Here is a 20,623-nt window from a genome sequence, read left to right as displayed (position 1 = left end):
AGTTGAAAGATAATTAAGTTTTAAATAAGTATTGCCACTATCCTTTCTTTTCCCATCCGGGGCTTTTAACCTGAAATAGTAATCTTAACTTATTAAAGACAATTTGATGCCCTTAAAGGTCGTAACTCGTTTTTTAATAAAATAAATCTTAAATGAAAACGCTTATAATCAGAGTTCATCCATTCATTAATCCTGTACGAAACATTACAAATAGATAAAATATTTACATGAAACATTTTTTTACATTATTATTTGTTCTCTTTCTATATTCTGCAGAAGCAACTACTTATTATTTTTCAGCTTCATCCGGAGATGATTCCAGAACGCCGACTCAGGCTCAAAGTTCTTCTACGCCCTGGAAGTCGCTAAATAAACTTAACTCTTTTTTCAGCAATCTTCAACCGGGTGATGCCGTACTTTTTAAAAGAGGTGAAACTTTTTATGGATCAATCATTGTAAATAAATCAGGTACTTCCGGTTCGCCTATTCTTATAGGAGCCTATGGCACAGGAGACAAGCCCGTTATAACTTCTTTAGTTACACTATCCGGCTGGACTGCCAATTCCACTTATAAAGGCGTCTACGATTGCAGTGCTAACTCTTCTTTAGGATCTCGGGTCAATATGGTTCTTTTAAATGACGTAGAGCAAGGAATGGGACGTTATCCTAATAGTAATGCCGCAAATAAAGGCTACCTGACTCTTGAATCCCATTCAGGTAAAACCTCAATTACCGATAATGAATTAACTTCTTCTCCAAACTGGACAGGGGCAGAATTGGTTATACGTTCATTTCATTGGATCATGGACAGATACCTCATTACATCTCATTCAGGAAGTACTTTATACTTTTCAGCTCTATCGGAACCTAAAAATGATTACGGCTATTTTATTCAAAACAGCATTAAAACATTAGATCAATTAGGAGAATGGTATTATAATCCAACCACGAAAAGAATCAGTATGTATTTTGGAACAAATACGCCTTCTTCTTATACAGTAAAAGCAACTGCTATTAATAACCTGGTTTACGCTGACAGTAAGAATTACCTGGTTTTTGACAATTTAACTTTAAAAGGAGCTAATGAAAATTGCGTAGACATCAATAATGGAAGCCATATAAGTATAACAAATTGCAATATTTCCTCATCAGGAATAGATGGTGTAAATCTCTCACTTCACTCCTATTTTAAATTAGAAAATTGTTCCGTTTTAAACTCCTTTAATAACGGAGTCTCTGCCTCTGGCTCAAATAAGTATGCGATTATTAGGAACAACTTTGTTAGAAACACGTATTATATAGCTGGCATGGGCCAAAGCGGTCAGGGCGTAGGTGCGGGCATCAGAATTAGCAATAGCGGACTTGTGGAATATAACAGGATTATAAATTCAGGTGCTTATGGCATTACAATGGGCGGGGATTATACCACTGTTAAGAATAACTATATTGACACATTTAATTTCATAAAAGATGATTGCGGAGGGATTTACACATCTGGTAATTTCACTACTTACGGAAGAAAAATAACGGGCAATATTGTCCTAAATGGCATTGGAGCTCAACAAGGCACGGATGCATATTTTTCTTCGGCAGATGGAATTTATATGGACGGTGGTGTTAATGGCGTAGAAATTACCGGTAACACTATAGCAAATTCTAATCGCGGAATCTTTTTAAATAGTACACATGATATCGTGCTGAGAAATAACACCAGCTTTAATAATATAAATGGACAGCTGCATATGAAGTATGATGGTTCTAGAAATCCGTTATACAATCACACAATTAACAATAATATTTTTTTCTCAAAGAATGCAAAAGATGTAGTTTCTGCTATACTTACAAGAGGTGGAAATAGTGAAATAGCTGCAATAGGAACCTTTGACAGCAACTATTATGCAAGGCCAATAGATGATCAAATGTCTATTTCTAATACCACATTTGTTTATACTTCTTCCCAAGATGTAAACCTTCTTACCCTGCAAGCCTGGAAAGGAGAATTTAATAAAGATATCCATTCAAAAGGAAGCCCGAAACAGATAGCGTCCTATAATCTTAAAAGCTTAATTGGTTTAAATAAATTTCCAAGCGGTGGCTTTAACAGCAGTACCGATATAAGCAAGTGCTATCGACACAATAGCTGCACAGTAAGCTGGGCAAATTCATCAGCTTTGGATGGCGGGTATCTGGCAGTTGTTCCATCAGCAAAAACTTCTTCAATTGTTATGGGTGTGGGAACTCTTTCCGCGGGGAAAAAATATATTTTAAAGTATAGCCTTAAGGGTACCGGCAATATGAGTATCGGTGCATTTCTAAGAGGCTCTTCCAGTTCTAACTATGCTGCTTTAACTAAAACTCAGTATCGTGCTGTAGGTACCGGGCGCACTGAAAACGATATGATATTTACTCCCAGCGTTAATGAAACAAGCGGGGCTTTGGTTCTGTCCGTTGATGCTCAGAGTACCTATTATATAGACAATGTGCAATTATTTGAAGCAGATGCAACTATAACAAATCCCGACGATTCTATCAAATTTGTCTTTAATGCCAGCCAGGTAAGTAAAACGTTTAGTTTAAACGGCAGGTATATTGATGTTAAAAACAATAAATTTTCAAACAGCATAGTTCTACAACCTTACCAATCAGCAGTATTGATAAAAGATGGTGGCGTTCAAAATGCTGCTCCCATAGTAAGTATTACAAGCCCTTTAGCTAATGCAACCATAGACTCATCTGCATCAGTTAATATCAGTGCTACTGCAACTGATAGCGATGGTACGGTAACTAAAGTGGAGTTTTATAATGGTAACACGTTGTTGGCAACTGACAGTACAAGTCCTTATAACTACACCTGGAACAATGTACCAGCAGGAATTTACACAATTACCGCAAAAGCCACAGACAATAACGGCGCTGTAACAACATCTTCTGTAGTAATAGTAACAGTGATTTCACCTATTGTAAGCCTTAAACCCGCAGAAAATAACGATACAACGAATGCAGGAAATGTTCGTGCTCTTAACTTAAACCTCAGTCTTGCAAGCAATAATGTAAGTACAGCATTAGACGCAAAGGTGTTTCCTAACCCTGCTGTAAATAAAATACAAATAAAATTGGAAGGATTACAAGTTAATTATCAGAAAGCAAATCTGTCTGTCACCAACTTAGCAGGAATTGTTGTTAAAAATATCCCTGTGGTTTTATCAGGCGTAACTCTTCAAATGGATGTAACTTCGCTAAGCACAGGTGTGTATATTGCAAAGATTACCAGCGATAATTTTATAATAAGCAAGAAATTTATAAAGAATTAATCTCTGGCAACCAGAGATTAAGTATAAGAAGCAAAAAATGGCATGGTCCTGAAAAAGATAAATATCTCATTTTAATGCTTTTTTTATACCATAAATACTTTTTATAAATGTTTTACGTTTATATATTACAAATACATAATTAGAAATAGTGAAAATAATAGCTGTCATTACTATAGGTTTAGCCCTCATTGCAGGTTATATAGCAGATTTTATTATTTTCTTCTTGCAGCTACGCAACAAAACCTTTCTGTAATTAGCGTCTAATACGTCTTCAAAACTATAAATGTTTATGACCAGAGCGTATTACTTCTGTTAGCAGGAATAATATTTCTCGTCATAAACAATGTAGATGACGAATAACGTCAAAATAAAATCATTTAGGACATAACAAGTAAGTAAATTAAAAGGAGTCAGAAGCCTGGCGTTAAAAACAACTTTTATTTAAGGCTGTAAAGGAAGTGCAAACTTTGAGGTATTTGTTCTGCGGCATTTGGTGACTCATCTTCTATAAAAAAGTATTTAATCCCGATTTTTTTAGCTTCCTTCATTATTGCAGCTATACCCACATCACCTTTACCCAAAACTACATTTGATTCATCTGGTGCGCGTCCATTCTGGTTTCCTTCAGTTCCAGGTTGCCTGTCTTTCAAATGCAACATCAAAAAACGTTTCGGATATTTCTTCAGTAAAGCTACGGGGTCTTGTCCAGGCTGCTTCACCCAAAATACATCCATTTCATAATTTACATACCGGGGGTCAGTATTCTTTACCAAATAATCGAACAATGTTCCGTTTTCATAGGGCCTGAACTCATAACCATGCGGATGATAACAAAATTTAATTCCGTTTTCATATGCCAGTTTTCCGGCTGCACTAAAAACATCTATCGCTTTTTTTATATCGTCTAAAGTAAATTCACCTTCCTTGTGAGGAACCCAGGCACACATTATAAACTTTGAACCAAAAGCTTTTGCATTATCAATAACTGCTTGTGGATCTTTAGCTAATTCTTCAAATCCGGCCCCATAGCTCACCATCTGAAGATTGTTTTGCTGCAACAATTTCTTGTATTCATCCATCGGCAGGCCGTATGTACCTCCGCCTTCTATCTTACTTATTTTCCATTCTTTTATTTTAGCAAGAGTACCAGGCACATCAGTTTTAAACTCATTTCGTAAGCTATATAACTGCAACCCTATTTCCTGTGCAACCAACCCATTTAGCGAGACAAATAACCCGATGCTTCCTGCAATAAGCCTGGTAAAAATTAATTGAGCTTTCATTTTAAATTTTTTAATTAAAAGTGTAATGGCAGATAAACTTTCAACCGCCTTCGCAATGATACAAATGGAAAAGGAAAGTACAAAAAAGCAGTTGGAAAGCTGCTATTGCAAAAAGTTGTTACCTCAAAAGTTTCTTTTTCAGGTGAACAAATTTTTATATAGAACGATGGGTAAAGAGAAGGTATTTTTTACATGAATACTAGATATTTGGCAGCAGATACAGTACTAATAAAATACTGCCAACAACAATACTAAGGGTAACTAAGGTCGAAAGCCATTTGGAAGGGAAATAAACATTATCGTTAAGTTGCTTTTCAATGTTACGATAACGAAAGTAAGCTAGCAGGGCCATAATAGCTCCGAGAGCTACCATGTATACGCCGATCATTGCGGAATATCCTTTACCCTGAATTACTACTTTTTCTCCTAATGCAATAGAAATCTGACGAATAAATAGAGCAAACTTCACAATTACAAATCCAAATCCCATTAATGCAATACTTGTTCGTATCCAGGCAAGAAAAGTCCTTTCATTAGCAAGATGATCAGTAGGTCCTGATAACCTTTTGGTATTGTCTTTATCAATTTTGTTTTCCATTCTCTTAATCTTATAAAAAATTTTCAGCTAAATAAAATATTTCTGTTATTTATATTATGGATAATTCTTTCAACTAATTTATAAAACACAGGATTTGAAATAAAGGATCTTTTACTAATTGCTTTGGTTCTGAACTTATTATTTAAAACCACTTTAATTTTCTTATAGTACTATTTTTAGGGGCAGCGTTAACGCGAATAATAATAGAGTCGAAATTTTACTGACTCCTTTTTTTCGATTCATTATCCCCACTTTTAAAAATGTTCTTTACATACTTGCCAGCCTTATTTAATAACTCCACATTTTGTTCCAATGGTTTTAGATCGGCATTTGAAACTCCCTTAGGTTGAGCCGGATAAAGAATAATGTAACTATTATCTTTAAAATATTTGCTTAAATAAACAGGAAGTTTCTCCAAATGAGCATTATAAGACAGATAACCTTTACGAGAGGAAATTATAATAAACAGATCATCCTGCCTGACCTCGCGGCTAAATATCAGAAAATCCTCCCAATTTGTAAACTGCTCATACACAATAGAAACAGGAGAACTATCGGCCATGTTAATTTCACTTAATACTCTTATTGTCGATGGGGTGGCGTAAATAAAAAGAGGTAATCCGGTTTCTCTTGAAACTGTCTGTATTCGTTCAAACCATTGTTGTAGGCCATGCTCATACTCTGCATTAGGTGTTACTAAAACTACAATACGCTTAAGTGTGTTTAGCGGCTGGGCTGCTTTATAAATAAACACGGTTTGACTGGTACCTTCAAGAATATTTTCTGTTAAGGGACCAAAAAAGTTATCTCCATGGTGTGCCACACGGTGCAAACCAATTATTACATCTGTTATATTGTGTTCTTTAATTGTATATATAATACCATTACTGATGTTTACGTCAAAACGGGTTATTGGTACAATTGTATTATCTGTTGCTGCCGCAAGTTTTACGGCATTCTCCATCATTTTTTTACCTGCAGATTGTTCGCCTCCATGAGCACCTTGTTCATCTACTACATGTAAAGCATACACCGGCGTCTTACTCTTATGCGGTTTCAGTAATAATGCTAAATCAACCAGGTCACTAACAGTTTCAGGATACGCCAGGGAAATAAGTATTTTCTCTGTTGTTGCTTCATCTTCAGGCAAGTCCTGTTTGGTATTTTCCGATAAAGCAATTCTGCGCGATGCTTTTTCAACCGTAAAGGAGCTGATGGTGCAAGTAACTAATATCATTAAAATGGTACCATTTAGCACGTCATCGTTGAGCAGGCGGATAGGATCGCCTGAGGCCGTTTCCCCTAAAATTACATTATATCCTACCAGTACAACCGCCAGTGTAGCTCCTACCCTCGCATTACTTAATCCAAAAATCATCTGTCTTTCATCTTTAGATAACCTAAAGGTTTTTTGAGTAAGCCATGCCGCAAGATATTTAGCAACGACCGCCATTACTATCATTAGACCTGCCACTTTAAGGGCTCCAATTCCTTTAAAGAGTACGCTGAAGTCAACCAGCATTCCAACTCCAATTAAAAAGAAAGGGATAAATAAGGCATTGCCAACAAAATCAATACGGTTCATTAAAGGCGATGAGTGTGGTATAAACCTATTGATGGCAAGACCTGAAAGAAAGGCGCCTATAATTGCCTCGAGACCTGCTACTTCTGCAAGGAAAGATCCCAGGAAAACAGTAGCAAGAACAAATATGTATTGTGAGATACTGTCGTCAAATTTTTTAAAAAACCATCTTGCAATTATAGGGAACACAAAAAATACAACAGCTGCAAAAATGATGGAAGAAATAGTCAATCTTATCCAGAAAGCAGGACTTATTTCGCCCTGGTACATACCAACAACAGCAGCCAAAACTAGTAATGCAAGAATATCGGTAATAATAGTTCCGCCAATAGTCAGAGTTACGGACCTGATACGTGTAATACCGTACCTGCTAGCAATCGGGTACGCTAACAAGGTATGTGAAGCAAACATGCTGGAAAGCAATATTGATGATGGTATATTGTACCCCAATACATAATAGGCAGCAATACTACCCAATAGCAGTGGAACGATAAATGTATACAGACCAAACACAAGACTCTTTACCCGGTTTTTTTTAAACTCTTCAAGGTCTATTTCTAAACCTGCAGTAAACATAATGTATAATAGCCCCACTGTACCAAACAGTACAATACTACTATCTCTTAATAATAAATTTAAACCGTAAGGCCCTATTATAATGCCTGCTACTATAAGCCCGATTATGTGGGGGATTTTTAATTTATTTAAAAGCAGGGGTGCAAATAAAATAATAAACAGCACCAGTGAAAATATGATGACCGGATTTTTTAAAGGAAGTGAAAAGTCTAACTCTGCTAATAATACCATAAGCTTAATTAAAAAAATGAAAGATGATTATCTACTGCTTTTTTAATTGTAAAGCATATACTATCCGGCACTCCTCTCCGCGAATAATTTCCCGTTGTCCTTCCATTTCATTTTCTCCTGTTTCCTGTAAACGAACAAGCGTTTTTGTTGCCTGGGCAGTGGAGTCATTTTGCTGTAAAGTTAATTCAAGCGTATTGCCGGCGTAAGCACCACTATAGACCCTTACCTGTTTATTTCCGCTTATTGTTCGAACTATAACTTTATTATCCTGGTAATCTATTTGCCATTGTTCGGTTTTAATATCGCCTACAGCAGAACCTGGACAGGTAGTTTCTGTGCAGTTCATTTTCGCATTCCAGATTCCAGGTAGCTGAGTATTTAATAAAATAGAGCTGTCAACTAATAATTTATTAGTTGAACTATCCAATATATTTTCTCTTTCTGCCAATGCATCTTCCTTAGCCTGCAAAGTCCTTTCTCTCACTAACAGTTCCTGTTCTTTCTGATTGAGTTCAAGCTCTTTTTGCTGCAGTCTTTTTTCCTTTTCTTTAATGTCGCAACCTGTAAAAAAAGAAAGCATTAACAATAAAAAGAAAATCAATTTCATTTTTAAGAATTTATTCCACAATTGACGATGATTATACAAATAATAAAGGTGAAATGTTTCTATAATTATTCTGTAAGAATAACAAGGTATCTGCGCCCAGCATCATATCAAAAGTACATAATAGAATATCGTACTCGCTGGCCAAAAACTTTTCTAATCGCTTTCTAATCTTTCAACTGTTTTTTATAAAACTTTCAATCGCTCTACTGCAAGATGAAACTATCTAAAAAGGGTTTTTATAGTAATTTAATAAATCTTAAGAAATTAAAAAACTAATCCTTCTTGTTGCATTGCGTAATGAGAGCCAAATATCGATTTCTTTTTTTTGATGCATTAACTTAGTCAATACTCAAGGATGTACAGTAGCCCACCCCTGGTATTGCCGGATAATAATTTCGCCATTGCCACTTGGTACGTACGAAATGAAAGACAACAAGTCATCTTTGCTTATTTTTCTTTCTCTTATCGTATTCTCACATTGTGCAAGTAACACACCTTTTTCTTGAAGGTTTGTAAGTAAAGTATCATAATGATTTGATTTTCTAAACATTTCTACACCATCACCAAAAGCAACCAGTTCAACTTGGAGCTTTCCTTTAAGGCGGGGATCTGCCAATGCGTTGTTTATATTCCTGATCGTGCCCTTTATCTTTTTTTCATCTGAACTATTAACGATATATAAGGCTTTGTACTCTTTTAAATTTGCTGTTGCCCCATGAAAGTTGGCCGGATCAACTTTTGCCTGGCTAAAAGTTTTGGTAGTTAAAAACGTACCTGTAAACATTAAAACAACCATTATCTTTTTCATACTTAATTTAATTGTTAGATATTAATTTCTATAGTTTTTAAATTTATAATTAGCTTAAATGTATAAAATTAGTAGTGACGATCTGTAATAACTTAATCAATTATTTATTCTTTGATATATTCTTTAACCGCCTCGCCTAAATCAAAAACATTTACTCTGCCATCTAATTTCGATTCGATCAGTGAACTTCCGGCTGCGCTTCTGTAACCACTTGCACAATGTACTACAACCGGTTTGTTTGTAGGTATTTCACTTATTTTATCCCTCAAGTCTGCCAATGGAATATTAATACTCTTTTCAAATACTTTTTGCTCTTTTACCTCATTTGTATTTCTAACATCAATGATGGTATATGCATCTTCATGCCCTTTAAATTTGCTGATGTTAATTGCATCGCTTGTTTCACTTGCTGCCTCCAATACAAATGCTTCCACTATTTGACTTTCGTAACCTATTGCTGCGGCTCTCTCAATCACGTCCTGCAATTGATCAGTATCTTTTGCAACAAGATAAAAACGTTCATGTGGTTGTATGATACTGCCCAGCCAGGTATCAAATTTTTCACCTTCCATTAAATTTATAGATCCTGGTAAATGTCCTTCTTTATAAGCACTTTGATCGCGAACATCTATCATCCATAGATTTTGTTTATTTATTTGCTTTAGTTTTTCCGCGTTTATTGCAGCACCGGCTTTTACTTTTTCTATGCTTTCCTTAAACGGTAATGCACCTTTTTTATTTAACTCTATATCAAAAGGAAAATAAGCCGGTACAAAGGGTTGTTCATTGAGCAGTTTGCTTACAAATTCTTCCTCGGTTTGTTGCTGTAAACTCCAGTTCGTTTTCTTCTCTTCACCAATTGTACTGCTGCTGGCTTCACTCAAAGCCTTGCCACAAAGTGTACCTGCGCCATGAGTGGGATAAACGATAGCATCATCTTGCAATACGATCAACTTGTTTCGCAAGCTGTGATACATTTGTCTTGCCAGTTTATTTGCTACCGTTTTTGCATCACCACCATCTTCTCTTAAGTCAGGTCTGCCACAGTCCCCTATGAAAAGTGTATCACCGGTAAAAACTGCTTTTTGTTTGCCATCGTGTTCTAACAAAATCGAAATGCTATCAGGAGAATGACCGGGAGTATTAAAGGCCAATAGTTTTATTTTACCCAGTTGTATAAATTGGCCTTCATCAAAGGTTTGATGCGGATATGCCGGGTTAACCAGCCGGCTTGCATAGATAGTAGCTCCTGTTATTTGATGCAGTTCTAAATGGCTGCTGACAAAATCAGCATGTGGATGCGTTTCTATGATTCCTGTAATTTCCGCCTCCATTTCCTTAGCATAATCGAGGTACTGCCGGGGATTACGCGCAGGGTCTATTAATATTATTTTCTTTTCACAATTGCTAAATATACCATAACTAAATTGAGCAAGGTTTTTATCTTCCCATTGTTTTATCTCCATACATTTTCAATTTATTTTACAAAGTTTCTCACATAAAAGAAATATTCTGGTGACCGATGTCACATAAGTTCTAGCCCTCATAGGTCGCGAGTTTGGCCTTCGGTTCGTTAAAAGTAAGCTCCAAATAACAAAGGTTTTACTTTATCAATAGTAACTTTAGTCACCCGTGCAAAATTTCCACTTTTAGCTTTAAACACTCTGGCGTGAAAGAATGACCTGGTTATTTCCTTTTTTGGAGGAAAGTAAATATTGTTCAAAAGATTTCGGCAAAAAAATTTTTAAAAGAGTTTGAATTTTAAAAATAAAATATTATGTTTGGAGGGCTAGAAGAGTATTAGAAAATTCATATATATCGACATTGGTTTTATTGATTTATAGTTGAATAATAATTGCGCATGCATTGCCTATCAAGGCATTTATAAAGTATTGAAAGTTTATAAATGTCAGATATTATTTGGATAATTATTTCCGCTCCACATATCCTACGGATTCGTCTTTAGTTGATTCTTATGAAAACAGGTTACTTTGTTTCTGTCTTAAGGTACTAACTAAACTTTATTAAATAGACAGGTAAATAACGATGCACTTTAGAAAAAAGAAGAGTATTCTATCATCAACCAATTCCATAAAAAAATGAAGCCATTCAAGGTGTGACTTGAAGAGGCGAAGCTTTAATTAATATAAATGTTATTAGTTACGACATAGATAAAAGTCCTATTAGTAACTATAATCAATCAGGTAAGTAGAAACAAACATTAAGCGATAAAAAGAATAGAAAATAAACCAGGAAAATTAAGAAGTGGTCAATAACAAAATCGTAATTGCCCATATCATTTGAAGTGCAGATAAAACGAGTTGTACTCCTACGATGAAGAAACACTCAAACTCACATATCATCTTGCCAAATAGCTAAAAGAACGGTCCTCCCTGGAAAATATAAATAGCATGAGTAGCTAAGTTGACTACATGTAATTCCTCCACTTTTCTGTTCTTTTAATTCAAATTGATCACTATTGGATTTAAGTATTGGCTAGGTTTTAAGAAATCAATCTCAACAGACTGCTCTCCTTTGCATCCTATAAAATTTCAATATAAATACCTGGATTAAAGTCACCTATTCGCTAACCTGTAAACACCATTTATGCTTTCACAAATCAAAACTTTTTTGCAACCGGATGCGGTAATCGAAGAAACAGAAACTTACCTGCAAATCCCTATCAATCAACCTTCGGAAGGATTAAAAGCAAATGCTTATTATTTTAATCAACCTGAGTGGGCAGAAGAATATNTNACATACTGCCATAGAAGTGATGAATTTATAAACCGCTGGAAAGCNGCCATAGGAGANTGGAATGATAAGGTNGTTGTAGACATTGGATGCGGACCAGGAAATATTTTTGCTTCCTTAAAAGGAAAGCCAAAGCTCTTGATTGGTATAGANGTTGCACCAAAATCTCTGGAAATGGCAAAAGATTTAGGTTACTTGCCCGTGCTGGCAGATGCAACAAATCTTCCTTTTAAATCAGGATTTGCAGATATAGTCACCCTCAATGCGGCTCTTCATCACTGTGAAGATATGGAAGCCGTGCTGAAAGAAGCTGCCCGTTTGGTAAAACCGGGAGGAATGTTGATAACTGATCATGACCCTCAATTAAGCGCGTGGAATTATAAAGGAGTTGCTAAACTGCTGTGGAACGGGCGTTTAGTTTGGTATAAAATAGTCGGCCGGGGATTTCATAAAACAAATGATCAGCAACATTGGGGATTGGCATGTGAAATTCACCACAAGCCGGGACATGGAGTAACCCGGAAAATGTTCAGATCGATTCTGGAACCTTCGGGTTTTAAGGTTAGCATTTTCCCTCATAATCATACCGTAGGAGCAGAAGTTTTACAAGGCAAGAAAGGCAAAGCTGACTTTAAGTACAGATTAGGCAACATTTTATCAGGAAGAAACCCAAATGCAGATGATAGTGCTTTAACTCTTATGTGTGTAGCCAAAAAAGCGGCCAATTATGTTCGGCAAAATTAAAGGCGAAAGCTCAAATGGATGATCTAAACCATTTCCTAACTTATATTAATCATCTTTTATTTTAAAATCTCGTATTCGGCCTTTTGGGTTTTATCAGAGAAGGGTTTTATTACTATCACTTGTTATAAACTATGATTCAATATCAAACATTACTGTTTACCTAAATTTCTACAATTATGAAAAAATTACTTATTTTTTCTGTTATTTTTTTTGCAGTTACTACTCTTCACGCACAGAAAAAATTTAATGAGAAGACCGGCCAGGAAATATTAAAATTATTCCCGGCTAAAATGAAGGATAAAAATGCTAAGAAAGAGAAAGATAAAGTAAAAGATGTCAAAGGCTTTTTAGGAGTTATTGTTCATAGAGATTACGGCGACTATAAGCAAAACGTAGTTGTAGAAGCTATTAATAATTCCCCTTCATTAATTAGTGTTAATGCTTTTTTAGACAATCCCCCTAATAAGCCAGATCAATATAAAGTAATTGCAATAGATGGTTTTAAAGCTCTTGTTCAAACTATAATCGGAGAAAATAGTAGCATAAATTATGAGGTATTAATACCTTTGACTGCTACGCTTCTCAAAGTAAGGTCTACTGGTTATACGAGAGATGATTTAATAGCTTTGGCCAATACCATCCCTGTTGCTAAGATTGCAAAAATGGTTGGAAGATAATGAGTATTCTAGTTACTCTTTTATCCACCTAACCAGCAACTTATTTATTTCAGTAACTGCAACAATTGCAAAATGCTTTTGCCCGATATGCAATTGTTTGTATCAATATGTATAGATCTAGCTATAGGTTAATATATATCCCCCTATTTTAATAAAAGACTTTTATTATTCTTCACAAAGCCCCCCTTTTGTCTTGTGTGCTTGGATATGCAACAACTTTCATCTGCATTGCCGAGGCTGTTTAATCAATCTGTAAAAGACCTGCACAGTTCAGAGTGTGCCAGCGCTTATTCAATGTAACCTTCACATACCTTTTTATCATTATTCTATATAAGCAAGATTATTCCAGTTAAAAACCATTAAAATGCAACAAATTATACAAAAGGCTAGCCGCCGGCTTGTGGGTAATTGCAGTAGAACTGACCTAAGAAAACTGTGCTATTTATCCTTCGTAAAGTCAAAAAAAAAGTTACAGTTTTCTCTGCCATTGAAGTATCTGTCATTTTTGCCTTTACTGGTGCTACTATTAAGTACAATTTCTGTCACTGCACAAAATGCAATTGTAACAGAAAATAAACTTACCGGAAATCCTGCCTCTGAATGGGATATAAGCGGAGCGGGTGATCTAAGCATTCAAGGTTTTGCAACAGACATCAGTGTAAATAAAGGCCAAACTGTTCGTTTTAAAATAAAGACAAATGCAAGTGCATATACAATCAATATTTACCGTTTAGGTTATTACCAGGGCAACGGAGCACGAAAGGTGGGCACAGGAATTATTACCGCCGCTTTACCACAGACTCAACCAGCTGATTTAGTAAATACAACGACAGGGTTAATAGATTGCGGCAATTGGGCGGAGTCTGCGCATTGGGACGTACCAACAACAGTGGTATCAGGTATCTATATAGCAAAATTAACCCGAACTGATAATGGAGGTGCCAGTCACATTGTTTTTATAGTTCGTGATGACGCGAGCACATCTTATATTTATTTCAAAACTGCTGATGCCACGTGGCAGGCTTATAATGCGTATGGAGGAAACAGTTTGTATGTAGGTAACACTACTTTTCCAAATGGTCATGCCGCGAAAGTAAGCTACAACAGGCCGTTTTATACCCGCAATGGAGGTGGTGGCGGGGGCGTCGCTGAAGACTGGTTGTTTAACGCGGAATACCCGATGGTGCGCTGGATGGAACGAAATGGTTATGACATGACCTATACTACAGATGTAGATGCTGACAGGCATGGGGATCTTATAACAAAACATAAAGTATTTCTGGCAGTTGGACACGATGAATATTGGTCTGGGCAACAGCGTTCTTATGTGGAAGCAGCTCGAGATGCTGGAATACATCTTGCATTTTTTGATGGTAATGAAGTCTATTGGAAAACACGCTGGGAGCCAAGTACCGATGGATCAAATACATCTTATAGAACACTTGTTTGTTATAAGGAGGGCACTTTGGGAGAAAATGTATGTGGCGGGAAGTGTGACCCAATGTCTAATGTATGGACAGGTTTATGGAGGGATGGATGCAGCTTTGCATCAGCCGATGGATGCAGACCGGAAAATGCATTGACCGGGCAAATAAGCTGGAATGAAATATCTGGGGCAATCACCGTTCCTGCTACATACAAAGGATACAGATTCTGGCGAAATACCTCTATTGCAACATTAGCTGCCGGTCAAACCGCAACTCTGGCAAATGGTTCATTAGGTTATGAAATTGATTACGAGCAAAACAATGGAAGCTATCCTGCAGGAAGGGTTGTGATGTCACAAACAGCAATAAATGGAATCACGCATAAACTGTCACTATATCGTGCCAATAGCGGTGCTTTGGTATTTGGAGCAGGTACGATGCAATGGTCATGGGGCCTCGATGGTACTCATGACCGTGGCACCTCTACACCAGATGTACGTATGCAGCAGGCTACCGTTAATCTGTTTGCTGACATGGGGGCACAGCCAGGGTCGTTGCAGACTGGTTTAGTTGCCGCCACTGCAACAAGCGATTTGCAAGCGCCTGTTACTGTCATCTCTTCTCCTAAAAATGGCGCTACCATTAGTCCAAATGTTGCAGTAACAATATCAGGCACAGCAACAGAGACTGCAGGTGTAGTTGCAGCTGTTGAAATTTCTTTAGATGGAGGTACAACCTGGGTTGCAGCAAATGGCACAACAAACTGGAGCTACTCATGGACGCCTACTGCAAATGGAACGTATACGATTAAAAGTCGTGCAGTGGATGATATGGGAAACCTGGAGAAAACCACCACTTCTTCCAATACTATCCAGGTAAGTACAAATGCAAGCAACTGCACGCCTCCTACGGCTACTTTAGCTGCAGCACCTGCTAATTGCCAGGGAAATTCTATTGCCCTAAAACTAAGTGCAGCTACGGGTGTAGCTCCTTACAGCATTGTGGTTAACAATCAAAACTATTCTAATGTAACTATCGGACAAAACTTTGCCACAGTTTCTACCGAGCAAAGCATATGGGGTGCCAGCGGAACTCCTCAAAATCCTAACGATAATGACGGACAAAGTATTGAAATAGGGGTAAAATTCAGAGCATCACAAAGCGGAACAATTACCGGGATACGGTTTTATAAAGGATCAGGTAATACAGGTACGCATACAGGAAATCTTTGGAGTTCTGCCGGCACCAAGCTTGCCTCTGCAACCTTCAGCAGTGAAACAGCCAGCGGGTGGCAGGAGGTACGCTTCACTACTCCGGTTACCATAACTGCTAATACTACTTATGTAGCCTCTTACTTTTCCACATCAGGAGTATATGCTTCAACAGATAACTTTTTTGCTACCAGTAGTGTAACCAGTGGTTCACTTACTGCGTTACAGGCAGGAGTGGATGGATCTAATGGAGTATACAAATTGGGTACAAGTGGTTTTCCATCTCAATCCTATAGTAGCTCCAACTACTGGGTAGATGTATTGTTTAAACCGGGAGGCTCCTATACATTTAATTTAACCAGTATTACTGATGCAAATGGTTGCAACAATACAGGTAATATAAGCAGTGCTACAGTTACTCAAAGCCAGTTACAATCAGGTTCAATTACATTTTATGAGGATTATGATAAGGATGGTTACGGCAACTCAGCTGTTACAGTGAGTGGCTGTACGGCTCCCGCCGGGTATGTAGCGCAGGGAGGAGACTGCAAAGACAGCGTTGCCTCTATTCATCCCGGAGCAACTGAAATTTGTGGTAATAACATAGATGATAACTGCGATGGCAGAATTGATGAAGGCTGCACTACTACAACAACTTACTATAGAGACGCTGATGGCGATTTATATGGTAACGCCAGCGTTACAACAACCGGTACCACACCTCCTGTTGGATATGTCTCTAACAATACAGATTGCAATGATAATGATGCATCCATTTATCCTGGTGCAGCCGAAGTATGTGATGGCAAGGATAACAATTGTAACGGAGCAGTAGATGAAGGTTGTAATGTTTCTACTGATGGCCCGGGTGGCCCTGTCCTGATTATCAGTACTTCATCTAATCCATTTAGTCGGTATTTCACTGAAATTCTTAAGGCCCAAGGACTAAATGAATTTATAGCTAAAGATATTTCGCAGGTAACAGCTACCGATCTCAACAATTATGACGTTGTTATTCTTGGTGAGATGGCGTTGTCTGCTGCAAATGTCACCATGTTAACCAATTGGGTAAATGCAGGAGGAACACTGATTGCCATGCGCCCTGATGCTCAGTTAGCAACGCTTTTAGGAATAACTCCTGTTTCTGGTACGCTGACTGATAAGTATTTGCTGGTAAATACCAGTACTGAGCAAGGCAGGGGTATTGTTGCACAAACTATTCAATTTCACGGCCCGGCTAATCTTTATACGTTAAACGGGGCAACATCTCTGGCTACTCTTTATTCGTCTGCAACAGCCGCAACCACCAATCCAGCTGTAACAATACGAGATGTAGGTACCAATGGCGGACAAGCCGTCGCATTTGCTTACGATCTTGCCCGCTCTATAGTGTATACGCGACAAGGAAACCCGGCATGGGCAGGCCAGGAACGGGACGGTCAACTGGGAGGAGTTGATATAGTAAAACGTTCAAACGATCTTTATTTTGGCAATGCTTCTTTTGATCCCCAGCCAGATTGGGTGGATCTTAATAAAGTTGCTATTCCGCAGGCCGATGAGCAACAACATCTCCTTACTAATATCATTATAAAAGGAAATGAAGATAAAAAGCCACTTCCACGCTTTTGGTTCTTACCAAAAGGTCTGAAAGCAACTATTGTGATGACAGGTGATGATCATGGAAATGGAGGCACCGCAGGAAGGTTTGATCAGTATAAAGCTTTAAGTATATCTAATACTGCGGATGCGGTAAAGAACTGGACAGCGATAAGAAGCAGTTCTTATATATATCCGGGCACACCTATCACTGACGCACAGGCAAAAAGTTATCAGACAGATAGCTTTGATATTAGCCTGCACCTTAATACCAATTGTGCTGATTGGACAGCAACTTCATTACCGAATTTCTATACTAATCAACTACAACAATTTACCAATCAATTACCCAGTATTGCAGCACCTACCACGCATCGTGTACATTGCCTGGTCTGGAGCGATTGGGCATCAGAACCGAAGGTGGAATTGAATAATAAAATAAGACTGAATGCCACTTATTACTATTGGCCCGGTGAATGGCTACAAAACAGGTCAGGAATGTTTACAGGGTCAGGTATGCCAATGCGTTTCGCTGATATTAATGGTGCTATCATTGATAACTATCAGTTAACTACACAAATGACAGATGAATCTGAACAGGTCTATCCGGAATTTGTTGATTCATTGCTGAATAAAGCTACCGGAGCTGAGGGATATTATGGAGTATTCTGCGCCAACATGCATACTGACAATGTTGCTTCCACCGGTTCGGATGCCATTATTAATTCTGCAGCCAACCATAATATACCTGTAGTTTCTGCTAAACAAATGCTAACATGGCTGGATGGACGAAATGCTTCGAAATTTAGTTCTCTTACATGGAATAACAATGCTCTGAGTTTCTCCGTAACAGCTGCAAGCGGCACTGATAACCTTGAGGCCATGCTCCCTATGGAAATAAAAACCTCAAGATTAACAACCATTACAGCTAATGGTGCGGCTGTAAGCTATCGAACCGAAACTGTCAAAGGTATTCAATATGCTTTTTTCCCTGCAACTACAGCAAATTATGTGGCAAATTATAATGGAACTGCTTGCACAAAACCAACCGCTATTTTAAATGCGGCACCAGCTGACTGCCAGGGAAAATCTATTGCATTGAAATTGACTAATGCGACCGGTGTACCACCTTACATTGTCGTAGTTAACAATCAAACCTATTCAAACGTGATTGTAGGGCAAAACTTTGCTACTGTATCAACTGAGCAAAGCATTTGGGGTACCAGCGGCACGCCCCAAAATGCAAATTTAAATGACGGACAGGCAATAGAAGTAGGGGTAAAATTCAGGGCTTCACAAAGTGGTAACATTACAGGTATTCGTTTTTACAAAGGCACCAATAATACAGGTACGCATACAGGCAATCTTTGGACTTCTACCGGCACCAAACTTGCCTCGGCTACCTTTACTGCTGAGAGCGCCAGCGGATGGCAGGAAGTACACTTTGCTACCCCAGTCGCTATTTCTGCCAATACAACTTATGTAGCCTCCTATTTATCAAATTCTGGTGGTTATGCCTTAACTGCCAACTTCTTCGGTACTAGTGTCACCAATGGTTCGCTGACAGCTTTGGCCGCAGGAGTAGATGGTCCTAATGGTGTGTTTATTTACGGCGGAGGCTTTCCTACTTCAACCTATAATAGTGGCAATTATTGGGTAGATGTACTATTTACACCTTCTTCTTCCTATACTTTCAACTTAACCAGTATTACAGATGCCAATGGTTGTAATAATACCGGCAGTATCAGTACGGCTACTGTTACTCAAAGCCAATTACAATCCGCATCACAAACTTTTTACCAGGATAATGATGCAGACGGGTATGGTAATTCTGCCGTTACTATTAGTGCTTGTACCCCTCCTGCGGGTTATGTAGCTCGCGGCGGAGATTGCAATGACAACATTGCGAATATTAATCCTGGCGCAACTGAGGTTTGTGGTAACGGAATAGATGATAACTGTGATGGCAGAATAGACGAAGGTTGCACTTTATTCTATAAAGATGCGGATAATGACGGTTACGGTAATCCTAGCATCAGTATAACCGCAAATACAGCTCCGGTAGGATATGTGTCGAACAATACAGATTGCAATGATAACCTGTCCAGCGTTAATCCTGCAGCAGCAGAAATTTGTGGCAATGGCATTGATGATAACTGCAATGGTACTATAGACGAAGGTTGCCCTGTTGCTACAGAGCAAAGTGTTTGGGGAAACACCGGTTCTCCTGTAAGTCCGAATGACTATGACGGAAGAACAATTGAAGTAGGAGTCAAGTTTCGTGCTTCACAAACTGGTACCATTACCGGCATTCGTTTTTATAAAGGCATAAATAATACAGGAACTCATACCGGCAATCTTTGGACTTCTACCGGTACTAAACTGGCTTCCGCCACATTTGTTAATGAAACAGCCAGTGGTTGGCAGGAGGTGCGATTTACAACCCCTGTAACTATTTCTGCCAATACTACTTATGTAGCATCTTATTTTTCCAGTTCCGGAAGATATGCCTCAACCGAAGGCTTCTTTACCTCTAAGGGAGTTACCAACGGCTCGCTCACTGCTTTACAGGCAGGAGTGAGTGGAGCTAACGGTGTTTATAAATACGGTACCACAGGATTTCCTACATCGTCATATAACAGTACAAACTACTGGGTAGATGTATTGTTTAAGCCGACAACTGCGGCAAAATCTACAATTGCTGCTCAACAGGCAGACCAAAAGCTAACTGTAAAAGTGATGCCTAATCCAACAGCTTCATACTTTACGCTACTTACTGCAGGTGCATATAAAGGCTTAATTCAGGTAAGGGTCATTGATGCTGTGGGAAAAGTAGTAGAAACCAAAGGAGGAGTAAAAGCTGGTAACTCATTGACAATTGGTCATAAATATCGTCCAGGTTCTTACTATATTCAGGCAATACAAGGCGATGAAAAAGTAACAGTAAAAGTCGAAAAAATATCTCCCTAATTCGATACTAAATCTCGGTTTACCTTTAAAGGCTGTCCCAAAAAGGCAGCCTTTTTCATTATCTACAAAAATTCTCCCGGATTAAAAGAGTTAGAAAGTTTTTGAAAACATTGCAGGTGTTAAACAAACTGCAAGAAGAAAATGGGTTGAAATAAGAGTTAATAAGTTTAAAAAGTTGTTGACATAAAAGAAGATTTTGAAATAATCTTCGGGCTCTTAAAATTGTACAAATAAACCTTGCAATAAGG

10 protein-coding genes are annotated in these 20,623 nt (G+C 37.9%); 4 read left to right on the top strand and 6 right to left on the bottom strand.

Annotation, left to right across the window (positions count from 1 at the left end; genetic code table 11):
* Nucleotides 1–227: 227 nt before the first annotated feature.
* Nucleotides 228–3,311, top strand: coding sequence for an Ig-like domain-containing protein (locus tag B154_RS0112555; RefSeq protein WP_018614604.1), 3,084 nt, complete (start codon nt 228–230; stop codon nt 3,309–3,311).
* Nucleotides 3,312–3,748: 437 nt separating this feature from the next.
* Here B154_RS0112555 and B154_RS0112545 read toward each other — a convergent pair whose 3' ends face one another.
* The 6 genes from B154_RS0112545 to B154_RS0112515 form a co-directional block, all read right to left on the bottom strand.
* Nucleotides 3,749–4,594 carry a sugar phosphate isomerase/epimerase family protein gene (locus B154_RS0112545; RefSeq protein ID WP_018614602.1) on the bottom strand — a complete coding sequence of 282 codons (846 nt, stop codon included), beginning with the start codon at nt 4,592–4,594 and terminating at the stop codon, nt 3,749–3,751.
* Nucleotides 4,595–4,793: 199 nt separating this feature from the next.
* A complete protein-coding gene (locus tag B154_RS0112535; protein WP_018614600.1) occupies nt 4,794–5,192 on the bottom strand; it encodes a YidH family protein in 399 nt (132 codons plus the stop codon).
* Between the two features lie 217 nt (nt 5,193–5,409).
* The gene (locus B154_RS0112530; RefSeq protein WP_026260151.1) at nt 5,410–7,581 is read right to left on the bottom strand and encodes a cation:proton antiporter; all 2,172 of its coding nucleotides are present in this window, start codon (nt 7,579–7,581) and stop codon (nt 5,410–5,412) included.
* Nucleotides 7,582–7,612: 31 nt separating this feature from the next.
* Entirely contained in the window at nt 7,613–8,188 is a 576-nt protein-coding gene (locus B154_RS0112525; RefSeq protein WP_026260150.1) for a hypothetical protein, read from the bottom strand.
* A gap of 349 nt (nt 8,189–8,537) precedes the next feature.
* A complete protein-coding gene (locus B154_RS0112520) occupies nt 8,538–8,996 on the bottom strand; it encodes a DsrE family protein (RefSeq protein WP_018614596.1) in 459 nt (152 codons plus the stop codon).
* A gap of 104 nt (nt 8,997–9,100) precedes the next feature.
* Entirely contained in the window at nt 9,101–10,462 is a 1,362-nt protein-coding gene (locus B154_RS0112515) for an MBL fold metallo-hydrolase (RefSeq protein WP_018614595.1), read from the bottom strand.
* Nucleotides 10,463–11,603: 1,141 nt separating this feature from the next.
* Here B154_RS0112515 and B154_RS0112505 point away from each other — a divergent pair.
* The 3 genes from B154_RS0112505 (at nt 11,604) to B154_RS33070 (ending at nt 20,375) form a co-directional block, all read left to right on the top strand.
* Nucleotides 11,604–12,494: a class I SAM-dependent methyltransferase gene (locus B154_RS0112505; protein ID WP_018614593.1), complete on the top strand. Its 891-nt coding sequence runs from the start codon at nt 11,604–11,606 to the stop codon at nt 12,492–12,494.
* A 176-nt stretch (nt 12,495–12,670) separates the two neighbouring features.
* On the top strand, nt 12,671–13,171 hold the full coding sequence (locus B154_RS0112500) for a hypothetical protein (RefSeq protein ID WP_018614592.1): 501 nt from the start codon (nt 12,671–12,673) through the stop codon (nt 13,169–13,171).
* A 364-nt stretch (nt 13,172–13,535) separates the two neighbouring features.
* Nucleotides 13,536–20,375, top strand: a complete 6,840-nt coding sequence (locus B154_RS33070; RefSeq protein ID WP_018614591.1) for a DUF4082 domain-containing protein — start codon at nt 13,536–13,538, stop codon at nt 20,373–20,375.
* Nucleotides 20,376–20,623: the final 248 nt, after the last annotated feature.

This window comes from Segetibacter koreensis DSM 18137 (assembly GCF_000374045.1).
In the GTDB taxonomy this organism is placed as follows: Bacteria; Bacteroidota; Bacteroidia; order Chitinophagales; family Chitinophagaceae; genus Segetibacter; species Segetibacter koreensis.
The sequence above is the reverse complement of the archived record's forward strand: the minus strand, read 5'-3'. Positions and strand labels throughout refer to the sequence as shown.